The organism is Aestuariivirga sp., from assembly GCF_044238155.1.
Classification (GTDB): Bacteria; Pseudomonadota; Alphaproteobacteria; order Rhizobiales; family Aestuariivirgaceae; genus Aestuariivirga.
Map to the genome: position 1 here is coordinate 22,527 of NZ_JBIIDX010000007.1, position 20,412 is coordinate 42,938.

The following is a 20,412-nucleotide window of genomic DNA, read 5'->3' on the forward strand; positions in this document are numbered from 1 at the left end:
TCAGGCGGCGGCTGTGTGCGCCGAGAGGCCGGTCACAAGGCTGCGCGAGACACCGGTGATCTGCTGGCCAAGCTGCTCCGCCCCCGGGCAAGGCGGGATCGCGTCCATGGCCTCCGCCAGCAGGCCCTCGAAGTGGGCCATGGCGCCGTCAAAGCCAAGTTTCTGAACGAAATTCGGCCGCTGGTTGGCCTCGTCCTGATGCACCGGCTTGCCAAGGCTCTCCGCCGAACCGGCCACGTCGCGCAGATCATCGGCAACCTGAAAGGCCTCGCCAATGGCAAAGCCCAAACGCTGCCAGGCAAGCGGCTCATGGCCGGAGGCTGCCGCGCCCGCCATGGTGCAGGCGGCAAACAGGGCGCCGGTCTTGGCCCGCTGATAACGTACAATATCGATTGTTTCCTCGCATTCCCATGCCTGCCCGGCGCAGATTCCAGAAGGCCCGCCAACACAGGACCCGACGATTCGGATGAGTGGCGCGAGGGCTTCCGGCGCGGTTGCCAGTCGCAGCGCCGGCCACTCGAAGGCCAGCACGATCAGCGCGTCGCCGGTCAGCACCGCAATCCGCTCTCCGAAGGCGGCGTGAATGGAGGGCTTGCCGCGGCGCAGGGCCGAATTGTCGAAGCAGGGCAGGTCGTCATGCACCAGCGAGGCGCAGTGCAGAAGCTCGATGGATGTTGCTGAAACCAGCGCCGCGGTTGCGTTCCGGTTGCCGCATGCGTTGGCTACGGCCAGGCATAACCGTGGCCGGATGCGCGCCCCGCCGGGGAAGACTGCGTCGCGCAGCGCCGTGGCAAGAAGAGGCGGGCAATCGGTTGCGGCAGCTCTTCCCACCGCGAGGTCAAGTTCCTGCTCAAGGCGAATTCCGACATCCATGGCGTATTTGTTCCCTATCCGAAACAACGTCAGATACGCACGTCACTTGCGACTGTCACGAAACATTGACATAGTTGGACGGGATCCGCAACAGGGAAGCGATCTGCCCCGTGTCCAGGACAGTCATCATCGGCGCCGGCATTGGCGGCCTTGCGGCTGCGGTGGCGCTCGCCAGCAGCGGCGAGGAGGTGACGGTGCTCGAACGGGCGGCCACGCCGGGCGGCAAGATGCGGCGGCTTGCCGTGAACGGCCAGCCGATCGATGGCGGGCCGACGGTGCTGACCATGCGCGCGGTGTTCGAGGAGTTGTTCGCCGAGGCCGGCGAGGAGCTTGGCGATCATGTACGGCTCGAGCCGCTCAGCATTCTGGCGCGTCACGCCTGGAGCGGAACGGAGCGGCTCGACCTTCACGCCGATGCGGCGGCTTCGGCCGATGCGATCGGCGACTTTGCGGGCGCGGCGGAGGCGCGGCGCTTTGTTGCGTTCAGCGCCGAGGCGCGCCGCATCTATGACACCCTGGAAATGCCCTTCATCCGCTCGCAGCGGCCCAATCCGCTGAGCCTCGCCATGGCCAATGGGCTTTCGGGCGTGGTGGCGATGGCGCGCATCAATCCCTTCGAGACGATGTGGGCAGGGCTGGGCCGCCACTTCCGCGATCCTCGCCTGCGCCAGCTGTTCGGGCGCTATGCGACCTATTGCGGCTCTTCGCCGTTTCTCGCCCCTGCCACGCTGATGCTGGTCGCGCATGTCGAGCAGGCCGGGGTGTGGACCGTGCAGGGCGGCATGCATGAGCTGGCGCTGGCGCTCGAGGCACTGGCGCGGCGCAAGGGTGTGGCGTTTCGCTACCGGCAGGAGGTGACCGCGATCGAAACCGCGGCGGGCCGGGTCAGCGCGGTATGCACGGCCGAGGAGCGGCTGGCCTGCGATGCCGCGATCGTCAATGCCGATGCCAATGCCGTGGCAAGCGGATTGCTGGGAAAGGCTGTGCAGCGTGCAGCGCGGCCTGTCGGCGCGCCGCAGCGTTCGCTGTCGGCGATCACCTGGGCGGCGGCCATTGCCACGCGCGGCTTTCCGCTGTCGCGGCACAATGTGTTCTTCTCGAAGGACTATGCGCAGGAGTTCCGCGAACTTGAACGTGGCTATCCGGCCGAACCCACGGTCTATGTCTGCGCCCAGGACCGCGAGGGCAATGTCGATGGGCCGGAGCGCCTGCTGATGCTGGTCAATTCGCCGGCCAACGGCGACCACGCACCGCAGGCCGCAGCCGCTGTCGAACGCGCCATGCGCGCCAGGCTTGAAGCCTGCGGACTCGAGCTTGCATGGACTGAGGATCACGTCATGATGACAGACCCCGCCCGTTTCGGACAGCTGTTTCCGGCCACGGGCGGGGCACTCTACGGGAGGGCCTCGCACGGATGGATGGCATCATTCCAGCGCCCGGCCGCCAGAACGGCGGTGCCGGGCCTGTTTCTGGCAGGGGGCAGCGTGCACCCGGGCCCCGGCGTGCCGATGGCAGCGCTGTCCGGGAGGCTGGCGGCACAAAGCCTGCTGGCGTTCCGGGCTTCGCAACGGAGGTTCCACCCGGGGGCTACCGTTGGTGGTATCTCGACGGCCTGAGCGATGATGGCCGCCACGGCCTCACCATCATCGGTTTCGTGGGCAGCGTGTTCTCGCCCTATTACGCCCGCGCGCGGCGCAGGGGTGCGGCTGACCCGGAGAATTTCTGCGCGCTCAATGTGGCGCTGTATGGCGGGGCGGGCCACCGCTGGGCGATGACCGAGCGCGGCAAGCGCTGGGTTGCGCGCAACGAGACCAGCTTCGCCATCGGGCCAAGCGCCATGCATTGGGATGGCGATGCGCTGGTGATCGACATCGACGAGATCACCGTGCCGGTGCCGCGCCGGGTCAGGGGCCGGGTTCGCCTCACGCCGTCCGCGATCTGCGCGCATGAGGTGGCGCTCGACCCCGCAGGACTTCATCACTGGCGCCCGGTGGCGCCGTTTTCCTCGATCGTCGCCGAGTTCGAGCGTCCGGGCCTGTCCTGGTCAGGCACCGGCTATCATGACATGAACTGGGGCAGCGTTCCCCTGGAGGAGAGTTTCGAGAGCTGGGTTTGGTCGCGCGCGGCCAAGCCGTCCGGCGCCTCAATCATCTACGATACGGTGCTGCGCGACGGGTCAGCCGCGGCCTTCGCGCTCGACATCGGAGCGGACGGCACTGTGCGCGAGGACGCCGTGCCACCACGCGCAGAGATGCCGCAGACCTTCTGGCGCATGGCGCGGCACACGCGGTCCGGCGTGCCCTTCGAGGCGGTCTCGCTGCTTGAGGACTCGCCCTTCTATGCGCGCACGCTGCTGCGGATGCGAACCGGCGATGGCGGCGCCGACGCCTTTCACGAGAGCCTGTCGCTTGCGCGCTTCCGCAATCCCATCGTGCAGTGCATGCTGCCGTTCCGCATGCCGCGGCGGGGCTGATCTGAGCGAGTTTCCAGCCGAGAGAATATTGGTCTAAGTGAGCGCACATCGAAGAGGCGGGGGATTGCTGCATGAAGATCGTTGAGGCGGGCAGACGGCGCGTGTTGTTCGTCATGGCGGTGGAGGCTGAATACGGGCCGGAACTGGCCCGGCGCTTCGAGCCGCTGTTCACCGGCGTCGGGCCGGTCGAGGCCGCCGTGGTGGCCTCTGCCGCGCTCGCCCGTCTCGCCGCAGAGAGCCGCCTGCCGGACCTGGTGGTGAGCCTCGGATCGGCGGGTTCGGCCAGGCTGCAGCAGGCGGAGGTCTATCAGGTGGCGAGGGTCAGCTATCGCGACATGGATGCCTCGGCGCTGGGCTTTGCCCCCGGGCTCACCCCGTTTCTGGACATTCCTGCCGAGCTTGAACTGTTGGCCCCCCTGCCGGATGTTCCGGCCAAGCGGCTGTCCACCGGCGCCAACATCGTCAGTGGCGCTGCCTATGACAGGATCGACAGCGACATGGTGGACATGGAGACTTTCTCGATCGCCAGGGCCTGCATGCGCCATGATCTGCCGCTCGTCGGCCTGCGCGGCATATCGGATGGCGCGGCGGAGCTCACGCACATCAGCGACTGGACGGCCTATCTGCATGTGATCGATGCCAGGATGGCGCTGGTGGTCGACCGGCTGCTCGATCAGCAGGCGAGCGGCTGAGGCTGCGGCTGCGGGCATCCACGCCGACATTGCGGGCAATGACTTGGGTCTCGTGCGCTTGCATCCCAGGCACCCCCTCCGGATCAGGGCCTCCGGAATCTCGCGCGGGATGGCGAAGCGCACTGGAAACCGGGCGCTAAATGGGTGAAGCTCATGATGGCGATGACGCCGTGCAGGTGGTGGTCGAGAGAGGCAGTGATGAAAGTTGATGGTTTTGGAGGCCGGTTGCAGGCCGGCATGGCCCTCGCGGCGGCGTGGCTGGCATTTTCCGGCGGGCCATCCCTTGGCGCCGAGATCACGGTCGATCCGGCAAGCCCCAAGGAGTTTCCGGCGATCCTGATCTCCGGCGTGTTCGAGGACGGCGATGACAAGAAATTCACGGCACTCGTCCTAGACATGGACAATGCCATGGTGCTGTTCGAAAGCCCGGGCGGCGACCTGCTGGCCGGGCTCAACATCGGCCGGGCCATCAGGCTGAAGGAATTCGCCACCGCCGTGGATGCTGGCGTGGAATGCGCCTCGGCCTGCGGGCTTGCCTGGCTCGGCGGCATCAAGCGTTACGCGCATCCCGATGCCCGCATCGGCTTTCACGCCGCCTATATCGAAAACAACGGACAGGCCACCGAGACCGGGGCGGGAAACGCCCTGGTGGGGGCCTATCTGAACCAGCTGTCCTTGCCGCAGTCGGCCATTGTGTATCTTACCTCGGCGCCGCCGCATGACATGCAGTGGCTGCCGCTTCAGGAGGCGCGCAACTACGGCATTGATCTCGAGATCGTCGGCGGGCCGGAGCCGGGGGCGGACGGCGCTGCCGCCGGCAGCGCCATTTCCAGCGGCGAGGAGATCGCCGCGGCGCTCGCCGGCAACACGGTGAAGGGCAGCATGAACGAAAGTGGCGCCTATGAGGAGTTCTATGGCCCCGATGGTGCGGTCAAGGGCGAGAACTTCAGCGGCACATGGCGCATTGATGGCGACAGCATGTGCATCCAGTACGAGGATGATCCCGAATCCTGCTGGCAGGTGAAGATTGATGGCGGCGAGGTGACCTGGCTCAATGACGGAGAGGAGCAGGGCACGGGCGTGATCGTGGAGGGCAATCCGGAGGGGTTCTGAGGGTTTCGAGATTTCGGTGACAGCGCACCTTTTTCCGGAACTGCCTTGGATGCGCTTGACGTTGGACCACCCCAATAAAGCGCAACCTCACCGGAATTGGTTACTTCCGTTTATCCCGCCGCAGGTTCCACAATTCCCAGACGCCGAAGCCCACCACCAGCCCCACCACCAGCAGCATTTCCACAAAGGCGATGGCGCCGCTGCTCATGAGCCCTGCTTCTCCAGCCTGGTGAAGAGCTCGGTGAGCCACTGCGCGCGTTCATCGAGCGTGCGGGGCGGGCGTTGCGCCTCCCCGGCGCGGCCCACGGCATCGACGAGAAACTGCGCCTCGGGCAAGGCCGCAAGGCCGCTCTGCGGCGGGCGGCCGAGGCTTGCGGACAGGGCCGAGACGAGAAGCTGCAGCTTGCGGCGCGCCGGGACGACGGCGCGCGTTGCGACGCTGTCGTGGCCATTGCTTTCCACCGCCCGGCCAATGCCGGCGTAGAGCAGCCGGGCGGCATGGATCGATGGGCGGCAGCCCGCGGGCAGCATGGCGATGCCGGTGAGGCTGCGGGCATACAGCACGTCAGCCTGGGCGAGGATTCTGGCAATCACACGGCCCACGGCTGAAGAGTGGCGGGGCGTGTGGAGAAATGCCTCGGCGTCCACCTCTTCGGCCTGCATCCAGTCGAGCGGCAGATAGAGCCTGCCGTTGCGCGCATCCTCGCCGACATCGCGGGCGATGTTGGTGAGTTGCATCGCCACGCCCAGATCACAGGCGCGGGCGATGGCGTAGGGTTCGCGCACCTGCATGATGAGCGACATCATGGCGCCCACCGTGCCCGCCACGCGCACCGCATAGGCGTGGAGATCATCGAGGGTTTGGTAGCGGCGTCCGCTCGCATCCCAGGCGAAGCCCTCGATCAGGGCCTCCGGGATCTCGCGCGGGATGGCGAAGCGCAGGGCGACATCGGCGAAGGCGCGGTCGGCCGGCTGGTCATCGGGCGCGCCGCGATAGATGCGGTCGAGCCGGGCCAGCAGCGCATCGACGGCGGCACGGCTGTCGGGCGTGCGGTCGACCAGGTCATCGGCCACGCGGCAGAAGGCATAAAGCGAACGCGCGGCATCGCATACCCTTTGCGGCAGCAGCAGCGAGGCGGTGTAGAAGGTCTTCGAGCCCTCACGGATCATCTGGCGGCATTGCGCCAGATCCGCCGGGCTCACGATGAAGGGATCAGGCGAAGGCGGAGACATCGGGCACCACGGTATCAAGAATGCGGGCAGAGGAAATGACCCCGGGAAGGCCGGCGCCGGGATGCGTGCCTGCTCCCACGAGGAAGAAGTTGTCGATGTCCTCCGACTTGTTGTTGGGCCGGAACCAGGCGCTTTGCAAAAGCACCGGCTCCAGCCCGAAGGCGGCGCCCTTGTAGGAGCCGAGCCGGTTCTGGAAATCTATCGGGGTGATCAGTTTCTCGGTGACGATGCTGCCGGACAGGCCGGGGAGCAGCGTGGCCTCGAGATGCGCGGCGATGGCGGCGCGGTAGGACGGCGCGCGGGCCTTCCAGTCGATCTCTGAGTCCTGGTGCGGCACCGGGGAGAGCACGTAGAAGCTGTCGCAGCCCGCGGGCGCCAGTTGCGGATCCGACGCCGTGGGCCGGTGCAGGTAGAGGCTGAAGTCATCCGCCAGATGCTTCTTCGTGAAGATGTCATCGAGCAGGCCGCGGTAGCGCGGGCCCATCATGATGGTGTGGTGGCGCACAGCGGGATATTGCCGGCTGGTGCCGAAATACCAGACGAACAGGCTCATCGAATAGCGGGCGCGGGCGAGCTTCGCATCCGACCAGCGCTGGCGCGGCGCCTTGCCCAGGAGCTTCATGTAGGTGTGCGCCGTCTCGGCGTTGGAAACGACGATCGATGCCTTCACGCTGCGCCCATCGGCGAGCCGGATGCCGGTGGCGCGGCGGCCTTCGAGCGTGATCTCGGCCACCTCGCTGTTGAGGTGTATTGTACCGCCCTGGCGTTCGATGAGCCGCGCCATGGCCCTGACCAGCGCGCCGGTGCCGCCGATGGCGCAATGCACGCCGAACTGGCGCTCGAGATAGGCGATCATGCTGTAGATCGCCGTGACCTTGAACGGATTGCCGCCGATGAACAGCGGATGGAAACTCAGCGCCATGCGGATCTTGGGGTCCTTCACGCGCGCCGAGACATGCTGGTAGACGGTGCGCCAGGCGCCGAGCCGCACGAGGTCCGGCGCGATGCGGACCATGTCCATGGGCGACCCGAACGGCACATGGCCCAGCTGCTCGAAGCCGATGCGGTAGATGGCTTCGCTCTCGGCCATGAAACGTTCATAGCCCGCCACATCGCCGGGCGAGATGCGCGCCACTTCCTCACGCATGCGGGCCGGATCGCCCGAGCAGGTCATCACAGTGCCGTCATGGAAACGGATGTCATAGAACGGGTCGAGGGCTTTCAGGGTGACATCGTCGGAGAATTTCGCTCCGGCGAGTGACCAGAGTTCCTCCAGAATGAAGGGGGCGGTGATGATGGTGGGGCCGGCATCGAAGGTGAAACCATCCTGCCGGAACACCGAGGCGCGGCCGCCCGGCTGCTCCAGCTTCTCATGGACGCTCACCCGGTAGCCGCGCGCGCCGAGCCGGATCGCCGCCGCAAGGCCGCCCAGGCCGCTGCCGATGACCACGGCATGCGGGCGTTGGTCCGCAGTCCGGGCCGGCGGCGGGGGATGTTCGGTCTCTGTAAACATCTCCTGACAGTAGAAACCGTCAGGGCTGCTTTGGCAAGGGGGCGAAGCTCCCGGGCGCCAGGATGATGGCGGCCGCAGTGGCAGGGTCCTCTTCATGGGCGAGGTGGCCGAGACCGGGCAGGTCGATCCGGTGCGGCTGGGCGGTGAGCCTCGCAGCTTCCGCGGCGTTGGCCGGCGGCACCGTGCGGTCATTGCCGGCGGCGACCAGCGTGATCGGCAGGGGAAGATTGCGCAGATCCTGCGGCACCCAGTGCAGGTCCCAGGCGGCCATCATGCCGAGCGCGCCCGCGACGTGGCCCTCGTTGGAGAACAGGCGCTGGTAGAGGGCGACGCCCTCGGCATCGATCGACGAGCCGGTGTCGCGCAGCAGGCGCTCAACCGCCTTGCGGTCGGCCATGCGCGCGAACAGTTTCTGCACCAGCGTGGCATTGGCGAAGGCGCGGGCGAGCGGGGAGAAGAACTGGCCCGCCACGCCGCCCACCGGAAAGAAGGCGCCGTTGAAACTCACCAGGTCAGCCGGTGCGATGTGGCGCTCCACCGCCATGCGCACCAGCACCGCAGCGCCCGCCGAATGACCCGCAGCGCGCACCGGATCGAGTTGCAGGCTGCGCAGAAGGGCGGCGATCGCGGCCGCCATGCCGGGAAGCGACAGGCTCGCCGGCGCTGCCGGCACGCTGAAGGCGTGGCCCGGAAGATCAGGCGCGACCACGGTGTAATAGGGTGCAAGGCGCGGCATCACATCGCGCCAGGAATGCGTCGAGGCGCCGGTGCCGTGCAGCAGCAGCAGCGGCGGCCCGCTGCCCATCACCTGGACATGCCAGCGCATGCCTGCGGCCGAGACGAAGCGGCTGGCCTCGCGGTTGGGCCAGTCGGCGCCGTCGGTTGCCCAGTCGAGGTAATAGCCCATCTCAGGGTGTGGCCTTCATGGCGGCCGACACGCTGCGCGAGATGCCCGCGGCATCGGCATGCGGGAGCGCCAGGTAGCTCGCGCCCATCGCCTCGGCGATGCGGCGGGCAGGCCCAGGGCCCGCGTCGGCGAGGTCGATCATCAGGGCCCTGAGCCCGCTGGCCCGGAGGGCGCGCGCCGCCGCATCGGCATCCTGCAGCGCCTCGGTGCGGCCAGCGCCGCCCGAGCGCGTGACGTTGGCCTTGCCATCGGTGAGGAACACGGCGAGGGGCGTGCCGCCGGCGCGGCGAACCTGATCGGCCACGCTGATCGCCTGCTCGATCCCGGCAGCGAGCGGCGTGCCGCCACCGCCTGGAAGATCGGCGAGGCTCTTCTTGGCGCGCTGCAGTGAGCGCGTCGGCGGCAGCAGCAGGTCTGCTCCCGTGCCGCGAAAGGAGATCAGTGCCGTGCGGTCGCGCCGGACGTAGCAGTCGGCCAGCAGCAGTTCGATGGCGCCCTTGGCCTCGGCCATGCGCCGCATGGCCGCCGAACCGGAGGCATCGACCACGAAGATCGCCGTCGTCTCCTGTTTCGGCTTGAAGCGCCGGATGCGGAGATCGCCGCGCGCCACGATCAACCCGTTGCGGCCGGGCTGCTCGCGGCGGCGCAGGGGCTGCCAGGGTGCGGCTGCACGCAGCGTGTCGATCAGCGCCAGCCGAGCGCCGTTGCGGGGCTGGCCGGGGCGCGAGCCGAGCGGTCGGCCGCGGCGCAGCCCCAGCCTGGTTGCAGCAGCGCCCGCGCCCGGCTTGCCCGATGCCTGGCGAAGCCCCGCCTCGAGCGCGGCGAGCAGGCCAGGCGGAAGCGCTGCCTTGACGGCGGCCAGCAGCAGCTCGCTGATCTCCTCCGGGGATGGCGCGGCATCGCTGTCGCCGGCCTCCTCGCTCGAGGGTGGCGGGGGCGGCGGCGGCGGAGCGGCGTCTTCCTCCGTTTCGGCCGCGGGGATGACACGGGCGCGCGGCGCCAGTACGAGGCGCGCGGCACAGGCGGCATCGGCGTCGGTCACCGTCTGGCGGCCGGCAAGCGCGGCTGCCGCGCATGCCGCAGCCGCTGCAAGCACAGCGGGCCGCAGGGACACGAGCCCCAGCGCCAGCGCGGTGCGGCACAGGGCCTCGAGAATGGCATCGGGCAGTCGGACCCCGGACACCCGCGCGCGCGCGGCGGTGACATCGACGGTGACATCGACTGCGACATCGACGGCGATATCGCCAGCGAGATCGTTGGCGGCATCGAGGGTGACAGGCTCATCGTCATGACCGGTGTCGAGGTCGATCAGAAAGGCGGTGCGTTCGGCAAGCCCCGGCGGCGCCTGCTCGTCCTCGCCGCCCTCATCGCAGATGATCAGCGCAAATGCCGTGGCATCCTCGTCGAGCGCCGTGGTAATCAGCGCCGCCTTGCCGGACGAGAGCCGCTCGGCCGAGGCGAGCAGGAGCCACGCGCCATGCGCCTGGGCAAGGAGACCACGGTCATGGACGGGCTTTCCGGTGCGCAGGGTTTCGGCAACATCGAGGCTGCCCGACAAACGGTCCTCGCCGGTATGGGGCGGCAGGCGGACCAGACGCCGGTCCGGGCAGTAATTGCACAGGGAGTGAATCAACTGGTCGCGGGCGGGCCCGCCGCGACCGCGCAGTATGACGCCGCCCAGCCGTTGCGGGTCGATCGCAAGCAGGGCCATGGCCAAGGCGGCATCGCCCGCTGTCATCAGGCCCCCAGCACCTCGGCAACGCCGCGGTCGATGCGCACCGTGGAGCCTGTTTCATCAAGCGGGTTGCGCCGCAGGCGGTGCCGCAGCGCAGGTGCGGCCATGGCGCGCAGATGATCGAGCGTCACCTGCCGGGCGCTGTTGAAGGCGGCAAGGGCGCGGGCGGCGCGCATCAGGGTCAGCTGGCCGCGCAGACCGTCTGTCCTGAGATGGATGCAGAGCGCGGCGGCGCGCTCGAGAATGGCATCGGGCACCACCACGGCGGCAAGCGCGCGGCGTGCCTTGAGAATGCGGCGCCGGGTCTGGTCCTCGGCCTTTTCCCATTGCGCGCGGAAGCCCTCCGGATCGCGCTCGAAGGCATCACGGCGCTTGACGATCTCAACCCAGTCGGACACGTCGGAGGGCGTGCGGACTTCCACCGACAGCCCGAAACGGTCGAGAAGCTGCGGCCTCAGTTCGCCTTCCTCCGGATTGCCGCTGCCCACCAGCACGAGGCGCGCCGGGTGGCGCAGACTCAGCCCCTCGCGCTCCACCACGTTCTCGCCCGAGGCTGCCACGTCGAGCAGCAGATCGACGATGTGATCCTCAAGCAGGTTGACCTCATCGACATAGAGATAGCCGCGGTTGGCCTGGGCGAGCAGGCCCGGCTCGAAGTGCTTCTCGCCATGCGACAGGGCGCGCTCGAGGTTGAGGGCGCCGAGCACCCTGTCTTCGGTGGCGCCGAGCGGCAGGTCGACGACGGGGATCGGGATCTTGCGCAGCTTGTGGCTGGCCGCCTTGCGGCAGGCATCGCACTGGGCCGCAGGCGTATCGGGGTCGCAGTGATAGGCGCAGGACGTGGCGCGAATCTCCGGGAGCAGCGCCGCAAGCGCGCGGACGGCGGTCGACTTGCCGGTGCCACGGTCGCCGAAGGCCAGCAGCCCCCCGATCAGAGGGTCGACGGCGGTCAGGAGCAGCGCCTGCTTCAGCTCCTCCTGGCCGGCAATGGCAGAAAACGGATAACGGGCGCTCATGAAACCATCCGGCGGCGTGTCAGTTGGCGATGTGTAACATGGAATTGACAGTTCGCAAATGCGAGGCCCGGTCTCTCATGATGTCGGTTGGCGACGAACACATGCAATTTTCAATTGCATTGCAAGACCTGCATGTATCTCAGTTGAAACCTGCGTGCCCAGGCGTCGGCGGCATCAGGTGGATGAAGGCCAACGCCGCCCGGTGAGGCGGCGCCGGCCTGCACCGCATCGCGCTCACAGGCCGATGCGGGTGATGACCAGACGGCCGTTGCCGTCATTGTAGCCGTGGACATAGAAGCGGTTGCCGCTCAGCATGCCGTCAAGAAGGTAGTTTGCGCCGCGACGGTTGCCTGACAGCGACAGGACATTGGGCTCGCCATCGCGAAAGCCGCGGTCGATCCAGGTGCATTCGCCAGCCCTGACCACGCTGGCTTCGCGCCCGGGTGAAAACCGCAGGGATATGCTGGCGTTGGACTTTATGCTGGCAACCATGTTGCCCGCGCCCTGGCAGATCAGCGGATAGCTGCGGGGCGTCGCTTCGGCCGGCGCCGGCCCGAAGGCGGCCATGGCAACGGCGGCAATTGCGGCGGCGAATGAAAGCGTGGTGCTGGACATGTGCGGTCTCCCTTGATTGAGTTCCAGTGCAACGAACCGGTGGCGGTCTCGTTGGCCGTGAAACTGGGGGAAGCTGGCTGAACGCGGTCAGAAGGCGGCGTTCATCGGGCGTTCATCCCTGCAACAGATGAGGTGCAGCCGCGCCCGCTTCGGGACCGGTCCACCGGGCAGCGCTCAGCTGGCGACAACCTTCATCAGGCTGCCCTTCGCCGGATAGAGCGGAATGAGGCAGGCCTGGAGCGCGTGGTAGATGTCCGGCTTGCCGGTGAAGAAGCGGTCGGCCGGGCGCAGGTCATCGCCCAGTTCCGGAAACCAGCCCCCGTTGGCCGGATCGATGAAGTGGCTGGCGGTGAAATTCCACACCTTGCGGTACCACTGTTCGTAGACGTCGTCGGGCTTCAGCGCATGCAGAAAAGCGGCTGCGGCGATGGCCTCTGCCGCTGGCCACCAGAGCTTGTGCGTGATGGCCGGACGGTTTTCGAAGTCCAGCGTGTAGTAGAAGCCTCCCGACTGATGATCCCAGCCCAGCTTCACGGCAGCCTGAAACAGCTTTTTCGCCGCATCGAGGAAGCGGCCCTCGCGATAGCCGTCCAGAACCCAGAGCTGGGCCAGCAGCCGGGACCATTCCAGCGCATGGCCGGGCGTGGTGCCGGCCGGGCGGAACATGTCGGAGCCCTTGTAGCTGCGGTCGAGGTTCCAGTGGCTGTCAAAATGCTCGCCCACGACATAGCCCAGCGCTGCGGCATGGCGGGTGATGATCAGATGCGCGATGTGCCGCGCCTTGTCGAGATAAGCGTCATCGCCGGTTGCCTCGAAGGCCGCCATCAGGGCTTCCGTGAGGTGCATGTTGGAGTTCTGGCCGCGATAGTCCGAGATGGGCGACCAGTCGCGCGCGTATTCCTCTGACACGGCCCCGTGCTGCTCCTCCCAGAAGCGGGTGTTGAGCACCTCCGTGACGTCGGCCAGCAGCTGCTCGCCGAGCGGGTGGCCGAGCATGGTGGCGTCGGCCGCAGCCAGCAGCACGAAGGCGTGGCCATAGGCCTGCTTGTTGGTGTCGACGTAGCCGGCATCGTCACACGACCAGCAGTAGCCTCCATACTGCTGGTCGCGATGGGCGTTCCAGAGATAGCGCATGCCGTGGTCGACGACGTCCTCGGCGCCGGGCCGCCCGAGCCGCGCGCCGATCGCGAAGCAATGCACCATGCGCCCAGTGGCGTGGATCTGGCGCAGCGTGCCGAGCGGACGGCCTGCGGCATCAAGATCGAAGAAGCCGCCCTTCGGATTGATGGCGTTCGACTGAAACAGATCGAACAGCGCATCCGCCCTTTGCATGAGCCAGTTGCGATGATAGGGCCGGTCTATCCAGGACGTGGCTGCCATGATCGTGTCCGTTGCTGTGTGCGTGGCAGTTTTGCGCGACGTGGCCAGAGGCTGCAAGCCCTCATTCGATGCGGATTCGCGCGCTTGCCGTCTTGCCGCGGGCATCGATCACCGACAGCCGGGTAAAGCCGTGGCTGGGACCTTCCCAGAGCGCATCGCGGCGGAATTCCCCGGGCACGACCGGAACTCCGTCGGCAAGCCAGATGAAGGGAGGCGTTCCGCCCAGTACCTTGAGGCTGAGCACCGGGGAGGTCTCATCGCCCAGGTCGATGCGCGCGCCGTCAGGTGGAAAGGCAATGGCAGGCGGTGTGTCGGCGCGGGCCGTGTTCGCCATTTCCGGCAGGCCGTCGGGACGGAAGCGCTGCAGCGCGGCAGGAAGGTCCTCGCTGCGCGCGATGATCGTTCCCGCCGGTGGCGGGCCGAGCGGGGTGCGGGCCCGGCCCAGCCGTTGAAAGGCCTCGAACAGGATCGGCGCAGCAGCCATGCGGCCAACCACGCCGGGCACGGCCGCGCCATCGGGCCGGCCCGCCCAGACAGCGATGGTGGTGGCGCCGTCATAGCCAATCGCCCAGGCGTCGCGATAGCCATAGGAGGTGCCGGTCTTGAAGGCGATCTGGCCGCCCAGTGCATTGGGCGGCGCCGGCGCACCTTTCAGGACGTCGGAGATCGTCCATGCAGCCTGCGGTTCGAACAGGCGCCGCAGCGGCTGCGACGCCTGCCGCGCATCAGCCTGCCAGGAAAGCCGCAGCGGCTGACCATTGCGGGCGAGGGCAAGGTAAAGAGCGGCGAGGTCGGTCAGGCGGACGCCCGCGCCACCAAGCCCCACGGCGAGGCCCGGCGCGGCATCCTTCGGCAGGGCCAGCCGGACGCCGGCGTTGGCCAGTCGCGCCACCAGCCGGTCCGGCCCGATCACATTCAGCACCTGAAGCGCGGGAACGTTGAGCGATTGCTGCAGAGCGGTGCGGACCGTGACCGTGCCGTGAAAACTGTCGTCGAAATTTTCCGGCGCATAGGCGCCATAGCGTATGGCGCGGTCATCGATGAGCGTCTCCGGGTGGACGATGCCGTCTTCAAGGGCGAGGCCGTAGATGAAGGGCTTCAGCGTCGAGCCCGGAGAGCGCAGGCTGGTGGCGAGATCAAGCTGGCCGGCGCGCTGCTGGTCGAAATAGCCGGTGCCCCCGACATGGGCGATGACCTCGCCGGTGGCATTGTCGACCGCGAGAATGGCAGAGGCAACACCTGAGCCGATGGCGAGCGCACGATCACGCGCGAGACGTTCGAGCGAGGCCTGCAGTGCGGCGTCGATGGTGGAGCGGATGACACGGCCGGGCGGGGCCCCCGCCGCCAGCCGTTCCGCCACGTGCGCGGCAAGCAGAGGGAAGGGCTTGCGGCCCGCAGGAGCCGGTTCGAGCAGCGCTGCTTCCGCCTGATCGCGGTTGACCACGCCCGCCCGTGCGAGCCGTGCAATCACGCGGTTGCGTGCAGCCTGTGCTGCCGCGGCATGGCGGTCCGGCCTGCGCTGCTCGGGTGCTTGTGGCAGTGCCACGAGAAGGGCGCTCTCGGCGGTGGACAGGCGTCTGGGCTCCTTGCCGAAATAGGCGAGCGTGGCTGCACGCAGGCCTTCCACATTGCCGCCGTAAGGCGCAAGCGACAGATAGAGATCGAGGATCTCCGCCTTGCCCAGGCGCTGCTCGATCTGCACGGCCCGGATCATCTCGGCCAGCTTGTCGGCGAGGCTGCGGCGGGGCCGCGGTTCAAGCAGGCGCGCCACCTGCATGGTGAGAGTCGAACCGCCTGAGATAACCTGCCCGTGCCGCAGGGCCTGCCAGCCGGCGCGCAGCAGGGCCAGCGGGTCGACGCCGTGATGGTCGAAGAAGCGCTTGTCTTCATAGGCGATGAGCATGCGGATGTAGCGCTGATCGGCATCTGCGGTTGTCATCGGCAGACGCCAGTAGCCGTCGCGCGTCAGGAAGGGGCGGAGCAGCTGCCCATCGCGTCCGGTGACGAGGGTGGAATAGGTGAGGCGCTCGCCGAGCGGGGCCGGACCGAGGCGGCGCAGCACCTCGCTTGCCGTGAAGCCTGCTGCATTGACCAGCAACAGGATGGCGAGCAGACCCGCATAGAAGCGCAGGGGCCAGATGCCGGGCCGACTTGCCAGGTCAGGGTGGCGTGACATTGACACTGCCCGGCGCGCTCCGCGCATTGAGAGCGGGGCGATACATGTCCTCGACGGTGGCACCTGGATGGGAATATGTGCCCGGCGAGACGGCCCGCACCATATAGGCGAGCCTGGCGGTGGAGCTCGTGAAGCTGGCCACGAAACGATCGTCGCGGAATTCGGTATAGGGCGCCCAGGTGGTGTCGGACAGCCAGGCGATGTTGGCAAGGCCCCCCGAGGCGACGAGCGAGGGGTTCTCGATTTCGAAGCCGGCGGGCAGGCGATCGACCAGCAGGAAGTTGCCGGTCAGCATGTCGCCTTCCGTCCGCATCACGCTGAGCACGGTGACGAGCCTGGTGTTCTGCCTGATGCTTGCGACGTCGACGGGGGTGCCGTCGGGCGTGAAGTAGCTGCGTTCGATGACCAGGCCATTGCTGGCGGCGGGCTCCGGCACGCGCGGCGCGCCGGACACCGCCACGGCAGCGGTGAGCGCGTCGGGCCCCAGATTCTCGATACGCACCTCGCTGCCGAGTGCGTCTTCGCTCCACACGCGGTTGAGCGCGCCCTCCTGCGCGTCCTTGCCGACCTGCAGCCGGATCGACTTCGCCTCCTGCGCGATTGAGCGCGCAGCGAGCACCATCCAGGCCATGTCCTGGGTCGATGCATAGGGTGAGCGCATGCGTTCGCGCCCGACTGCCGTCATCGCCGCGCGGATCACCTGCGGCTGCGCCCTGGCATCGGTGGCAAGTGCAAGGATGGCCGCGGCATCGCGCAGCACACTGCCATAGTCAGTGCGCCAGGCGGTCGGGCCGCCAGTGGCGAGGTCGTTCGCCAGCGCCGTGTCGGCGGCAGCGAAGGCGCTGTCGGCGCGTGCGGTATCGCCCAGCATGGCGAGGGCGGCGCCGATCTGTGCACGCGCAAGCGGCGAGCCAAAGTCATTGATGCGGGTATCGGCGAGATACTTGAGATCTCCCACGGGTGCTCGCCCAGCGCGCGCCAGCACATAGAGCGCATAGGCCATGTCCTGGCCGCCGCCGGGAGCAATGTCGGGTGCGTTGCCCACCATGTTGCGGATGTAGTCGAGCGCCGTGATCAGCGAGTCCTCCGGCACGGCGAAGCCCTTCTCGCGGGCCCTGAGCATGAAGTCGGCCACGTAGGCGGTCAGCCACAGGCTGGTCTCGTCGCCATAGGTGGACCAGAGGCCGAAGGCGCCCGCGCCCGACTGGCGGTTGACGAGCCGGTCGATGGCCTGCTGCAGCCGTGACGCCAGGTCGGCATCAAGCTCCGCCGGATCGAGGCCGAGGTCAGAGAGATACAGCAGCGGCAGGGCGCGGCTCACTGTCTGCTCGGTGCAGCCATAGGGATAGCGGTCGAGTTCCTTGATGAGGCCCGCCGCATCGATTTGCGGCAGCGGGCTCACCGAGAGCGCCACCGCGCCGGTTCCCGGCAGCATTTCGGCGAGCAGGTCACGGCTCAGCGTGAGTGCGCCACCCTTTGCCGCGAGCGGCAGCGTGAAGCGGCGCGTGAGGGGTGCATTGGCAGGCATCACGCCAAGCGTGAAGGGTTGATCGAGCAGGAGATCGCCCGGCCCTTTGAGGGTTGCAACAATCGAGACGTCGCCCGGCGCAGTGGCGGTGACCGGAACCAAAAGACTGGCGCGCGCCCCGGCGCCGCCGAGCTGGAAGGTCTGTATCTTTGCCTGCGGGGAGGTGCTGAGCGGGCCGTCAAGCGACAGGCCGAGGGTATAGTCTCCGGCCGGACCGTCGGCATTGACGATGTCGAAGCGCAAGGTCGAGATGTCACCAGCTGCCAGAAAGCGTGGCAGGCTGCCCGTGACGACGACGGGATCGCGGGCGAGGACGTCTGCCGAGGCATGGCCAAGGCTGGTCTTTGTCCAGGCCACGGCCATCACGCGGATGGTGCCGTTGAAGGCGGGAATGTCAAAGTCGACGGCAGCTGTGCCATCGGACGCCACCCTGATGATGCCGGAGTACAGGCTCAGCGGCTTTTGCGCCGGGGGCGGCGCATTGAACAGGGCACCACCATCGCCACCAGACCGCAATGCGCCGCGCTCGCCCTGCATGCCGTCGATGAGCATGCCGTAGATGTCGCGCAGCTCGGCACTGAGGCGCTTCTGGCCGAAGTAGAATTTCTCTGGTGCGGGCGGATCGTAGCGGGTGAGATTGAGGATGCCGACATCGACCGCCGCGACGGTGATGAAGGCCTCCTCACCCGCCGGAAGATTGCCGATCCTGACCGGCACGGTGAGGCGGTTGCGCGGCTTGATGAGGTCGGGCGGGTCGAGCCGTACGTCAAGGGTGCGCGCGGCATGGTCGATGCCGAACCATGCCACGCCCATGGCGCGTGCGGGCATGCGCTTTGCAGCGACGTCCATCGGCCGATAGAGGGTGGCCAGCACATAGGCGCCAGTGCCCCAGTCTTCGCCGACGGTGAAGGGAACTGAGATGCCGCCGGCTGGAACATCAACGGTGCGTGTCGCGAGACGACGCTCGCCGACGATATCGATCACCGCCTTGCCGGGCTGTCGCGACTCGATCTTGACGGTGAGGGTCTCGCCGCTGCGCGCCTCGGTGCGATCAAGTGCGACCTTCAGCGTGTCGGGCGTGTCGGCCCGGGCGGAAGACTGCGTGTAGTAACCCGAGGCAAAGTCGATCGACGCCGGTGTCATGCCGGCAGCGGTGAGTTCCAGGCGGTACTCGCCCCAGGATACGGGGAGCGACAGGGTCCCCGGCTTGTCGCCCTCCAATGTGATGGTGCCATTGGCGATCCTTGAACTGCGGGTGACGGCTTCCCAGCGCCATTCGCCATTGCTGTTGAACCACTGCCAGTCACGCTCGAGGCGCTTCAGGGTGAAGCTTGCGTCCGTGCGGGCGAGCAGGCGGCCCTCGGCGTCGACGGCAATGACGCGGAATCCGGCGGGCTGGCCTTCCGGCGCCGCGCCATCGCCAAACTCTGGCCTGATGCCGATCATCGGCTGCCCGGCAGCGACCGGAAGGCTGAGGTTGCGCTCGACGGCGCGGCCGCCGGGCTCACGCAGGCGCACGGCGATGTCGGCCTTGAGCGGGCGCGTGGTGACCGGCCGGGCGGGCAGTGGCAGGGCGAGTTCGGCGTGACCGTTGATGTCGGTCAGCGGCAGATCGCCAACTGCGACCTGCACGGGGTCGGGCTGCTCATCCATGAGGCCGAAGCGATACCCCTTCCATTCCGGAAAAGGGGTGGCGTCGGCCGCAAGCGTAACGTTGGCCTCAATGGCGAGGCCTGCGCCGGGTGCGCCGAACAGATAACGGCCATCAATGGCGAGCAGCGCCTCATCGCTCAGCCGTGCGAGCTTCGAGACCAGGTCGAACTCGATGCGATCGGGCAGATAGTCCTCGACGAGAAAGGATGTTTCACCCACCGGATCGCCATTGGGATCGGTGAGCGCCTTGATCCGCCAGGTTCCGCCCTGCGCACCTGGCGGAATGGCAAAGGCATGGCTGTAGCCGCCTGCACCCTGGTCGGTGAGGCTGGCCGCGAGAAAGCGAACGCCGTCGGGGCGCTCAACCCGCAGCGTGAGCGGTGCGCCGGCCATTGCCACGGCGCTGTCGCTGCGCAGGAGCACGCTGGCATGCACGGTTTCGCCGCGGCGGTAGACGCCGCGCTCGGCATAGACGAAGGCATCGACGGGGCCAGGAGCGGCGCGGCCGTCGACGCCGCGGTCGGTGAGGTCGAAGCCGGGCTGCTGCAGATCGATGAAGCCGTAGCCGTCCACATCCGACTGGCCAACCAGCAGCGCGGGCGCATCGCCGCCCTGTCCCCTGAGCAGGCCCGGTTCGAACAGCACCTGGCCCTCGGCATCGGGAGTGGCCTCGGCCAGCACCTCGTTGTTGCGGGCGATGAGCCGCAGGCGCGCCGCGGTCACCGGCTGGGCCGTCGCCAGCGAACGCAGGCGCACATGCAGGCCGTCCTTGCCGCTCATGGTGGACAGGCCAAGGTCGGAAACGACGAACCACTGCGTCGCGATGGTCTCATAGTCGTCCGCCTGGCGCGAGGATGGCCGCGCCGTCAGCACATAAAGACCCGGCTCCAGCCGTCCGGCGGCCTCTTCAACCGGAACCGCGGTGGTGACATCCTGGTTCAGCGGCGAGGCGGTGGCGAGCGAGCCCTGCCAGATCAGCGCGCCGCTGCTGCGTGCGATTTCCTCGGCGCGGTAGCCGTTGAGCTGGGCGCGGAAATCGCTGCCCATGACGCTGCCAACCAGGTTGCGGTCGCCGATGCGGTAAAGCTTGAGGCTGGCTGCGCTGCTGTTCACCGAGACGAGCGGAATGCCGGTCTGGCCGGTGCGGGCGAGAACATAGGCATTGCCTGCAAAGCGCACGGCGGGGCTGCGATCACGCACATAGAACTCGAAACTGGCATCCTGCACCGTCACGTCGTCGATGGCGGCGGGAAGGCCCTTGCGCAGGCCGACGCGGTAGCGCTCGCCGAACTTCAGGCCCTCGACACACAGGCGCGTCCCCTCTGCGGTGACGGCGGCAACGGGGCCGGGCTCCTGGGTTACATAGGCGGTGAAGTCTGTGAGGGTGCGCGACAGCGGCTCCGACATCTCGAAGCAGGCGCGTGGCGGGGCGATCTCGCTGTTGACCTTGTAGTCGACAACCCGGAAGCCATGGCTGGCGCGCAGCGCCTCATAGCTGGCGCGGA

Annotated in this window: 14 protein-coding genes; 4 read left to right on the plus strand and 10 right to left on the minus strand. The window is 67.8% G+C overall.

The window, feature by feature from the left end; all coding sequences use genetic code 11:
- Positions 1-873, minus strand: a complete 873-nt coding sequence (locus ACILRN_RS01610) for a polyprenyl synthetase family protein (protein ID WP_395684904.1) — start codon at positions 871-873, stop codon at positions 1-3.
- Between the two features lie 110 nt (positions 874-983).
- On the opposite strand from ACILRN_RS01610, the gene crtD reads away from it, so the two are divergent.
- The 4 genes from crtD (at position 984) to ACILRN_RS01630 (ending at position 5,151) form a co-directional block, all read left to right on the plus strand.
- Positions 984-2,489: a 1-hydroxycarotenoid 3,4-desaturase CrtD gene (gene crtD, locus ACILRN_RS01615; RefSeq protein WP_395684906.1), complete on the plus strand. Its 1,506-nt coding sequence runs from the start codon at positions 984-986 to the stop codon at positions 2,487-2,489.
- A 38-nt stretch (positions 2,490-2,527) separates the two neighbouring features.
- Complete coding sequence (locus ACILRN_RS01620) at positions 2,528-3,346, plus strand: hydratase (RefSeq protein WP_395684908.1); 819 nt, start codon at positions 2,528-2,530, stop codon at positions 3,344-3,346.
- A gap of 71 nt (positions 3,347-3,417) precedes the next feature.
- Positions 3,418-4,038 (plus strand): 5'-methylthioadenosine/S-adenosylhomocysteine nucleosidase, encoded by a 621-nt coding sequence (locus ACILRN_RS01625; protein ID WP_395684910.1) that lies wholly within the window; start codon positions 3,418-3,420, stop codon positions 4,036-4,038.
- A 198-nt stretch (positions 4,039-4,236) separates the two neighbouring features.
- On the plus strand, positions 4,237-5,151 hold the full coding sequence (locus ACILRN_RS01630; RefSeq protein ID WP_395684912.1) for a hypothetical protein: 915 nt from the start codon (positions 4,237-4,239) through the stop codon (positions 5,149-5,151).
- A 204-nt stretch (positions 5,152-5,355) separates the two neighbouring features.
- Here the strand turns inward: ACILRN_RS01630 and ACILRN_RS01635 are convergent, their stop codons facing one another.
- From ACILRN_RS01635 to ACILRN_RS01675, 9 genes are all read right to left on the minus strand, one after another.
- Positions 5,356-6,384, minus strand: coding sequence for a phytoene/squalene synthase family protein (locus tag ACILRN_RS01635; RefSeq protein ID WP_395684914.1), 1,029 nt, complete (start codon positions 6,382-6,384; stop codon positions 5,356-5,358).
- Entirely contained in the window at positions 6,365-7,897 is a 1,533-nt protein-coding gene (locus tag ACILRN_RS01640) for a phytoene desaturase (RefSeq protein WP_395684915.1), read from the minus strand. The genes ACILRN_RS01635 and ACILRN_RS01640 overlap by 20 nt, the downstream gene beginning before the upstream one ends.
- 19 nt (positions 7,898-7,916) lie before the next feature.
- Positions 7,917-8,804: an alpha/beta fold hydrolase BchO gene (gene bchO / locus ACILRN_RS01645; RefSeq protein ID WP_395684917.1), complete on the minus strand. Its 888-nt coding sequence runs from the start codon at positions 8,802-8,804 to the stop codon at positions 7,917-7,919.
- Position 8,805: 1 nt separating this feature from the next.
- Complete coding sequence (locus tag ACILRN_RS01650) at positions 8,806-10,542, minus strand: magnesium chelatase subunit D (protein WP_395684919.1); 1,737 nt, start codon at positions 10,540-10,542, stop codon at positions 8,806-8,808.
- Entirely contained in the window at positions 10,542-11,555 is a 1,014-nt protein-coding gene (bchI, locus tag ACILRN_RS01655) for a magnesium chelatase ATPase subunit I (RefSeq protein ID WP_395684921.1), read from the minus strand. The genes ACILRN_RS01650 and bchI overlap by 1 nt, the downstream gene beginning before the upstream one ends.
- A gap of 234 nt (positions 11,556-11,789) precedes the next feature.
- On the minus strand, positions 11,790-12,170 hold the full coding sequence (locus ACILRN_RS01660) for a hypothetical protein (protein WP_395684923.1): 381 nt from the start codon (positions 12,168-12,170) through the stop codon (positions 11,790-11,792).
- Positions 12,171-12,344: 174 nt separating this feature from the next.
- Positions 12,345-13,550 (minus strand): AGE family epimerase/isomerase, encoded by a 1,206-nt coding sequence (locus ACILRN_RS01665; protein ID WP_395684924.1) that lies wholly within the window; start codon positions 13,548-13,550, stop codon positions 12,345-12,347.
- A 61-nt stretch (positions 13,551-13,611) separates the two neighbouring features.
- Positions 13,612-15,726 carry a penicillin-binding protein 1C gene (gene pbpC, locus ACILRN_RS01670; RefSeq protein WP_395684926.1) on the minus strand — a complete coding sequence of 705 codons (2,115 nt, stop codon included), beginning with the start codon at positions 15,724-15,726 and terminating at the stop codon, positions 13,612-13,614.
- Positions 15,710-20,412: alpha-2-macroglobulin family protein (locus tag ACILRN_RS01675; RefSeq protein ID WP_395684928.1), on the minus strand; the 4,703-nt coding region annotated here is incomplete at its 5' end. The genes pbpC and ACILRN_RS01675, both read right to left, overlap by 17 nt.

What these genes read in the sequence shown, in the direction of transcription:
- ACILRN_RS01625 (WP_395684910.1), top strand. Translation starts at nt 3,418, where the DNA reads ATGAAGATCGTTGAGGCGGGCAGACGGCGCGTGTTGTTCGTCATGGCG.
- pbpC (WP_395684926.1), bottom strand. Translation starts at nt 15,726, where the DNA reads ATGTCACGCCACCCTGACCTGGCAAGTCGGCCCGGCATCTGGCCCCTG.
- ACILRN_RS01660 (WP_395684923.1), bottom strand. Translation starts at nt 12,170, where the DNA reads ATGTCCAGCACCACGCTTTCATTCGCCGCCGCAATTGCCGCCGTTGCC.
- ACILRN_RS01640 (WP_395684915.1), bottom strand. Translation starts at nt 7,897, where the DNA reads ATGTTTACAGAGACCGAACATCCCCCGCCGCCGGCCCGGACTGCGGAC.
- ACILRN_RS01650 (WP_395684919.1), bottom strand. Translation starts at nt 10,542, where the DNA reads ATGACAGCGGGCGATGCCGCCTTGGCCATGGCCCTGCTTGCGATCGAC.
- ACILRN_RS01635 (WP_395684914.1), bottom strand. Translation starts at nt 6,384, where the DNA reads ATGTCTCCGCCTTCGCCTGATCCCTTCATCGTGAGCCCGGCGGATCTG.
- ACILRN_RS01630 (WP_395684912.1), top strand. Translation starts at nt 4,237, where the DNA reads ATGAAAGTTGATGGTTTTGGAGGCCGGTTGCAGGCCGGCATGGCCCTC.
- bchO (WP_395684917.1), bottom strand. Translation starts at nt 8,804, where the DNA reads ATGGGCTATTACCTCGACTGGGCAACCGACGGCGCCGACTGGCCCAAC.
- ACILRN_RS01610 (WP_395684904.1), bottom strand. Translation starts at nt 873, where the DNA reads ATGGATGTCGGAATTCGCCTTGAGCAGGAACTTGACCTCGCGGTGGGA.
- bchI (WP_395684921.1), bottom strand. Translation starts at nt 11,555, where the DNA reads ATGAGCGCCCGTTATCCGTTTTCTGCCATTGCCGGCCAGGAGGAGCTG.
- ACILRN_RS01665 (WP_395684924.1), bottom strand. Translation starts at nt 13,550, where the DNA reads ATGGCAGCCACGTCCTGGATAGACCGGCCCTATCATCGCAACTGGCTC.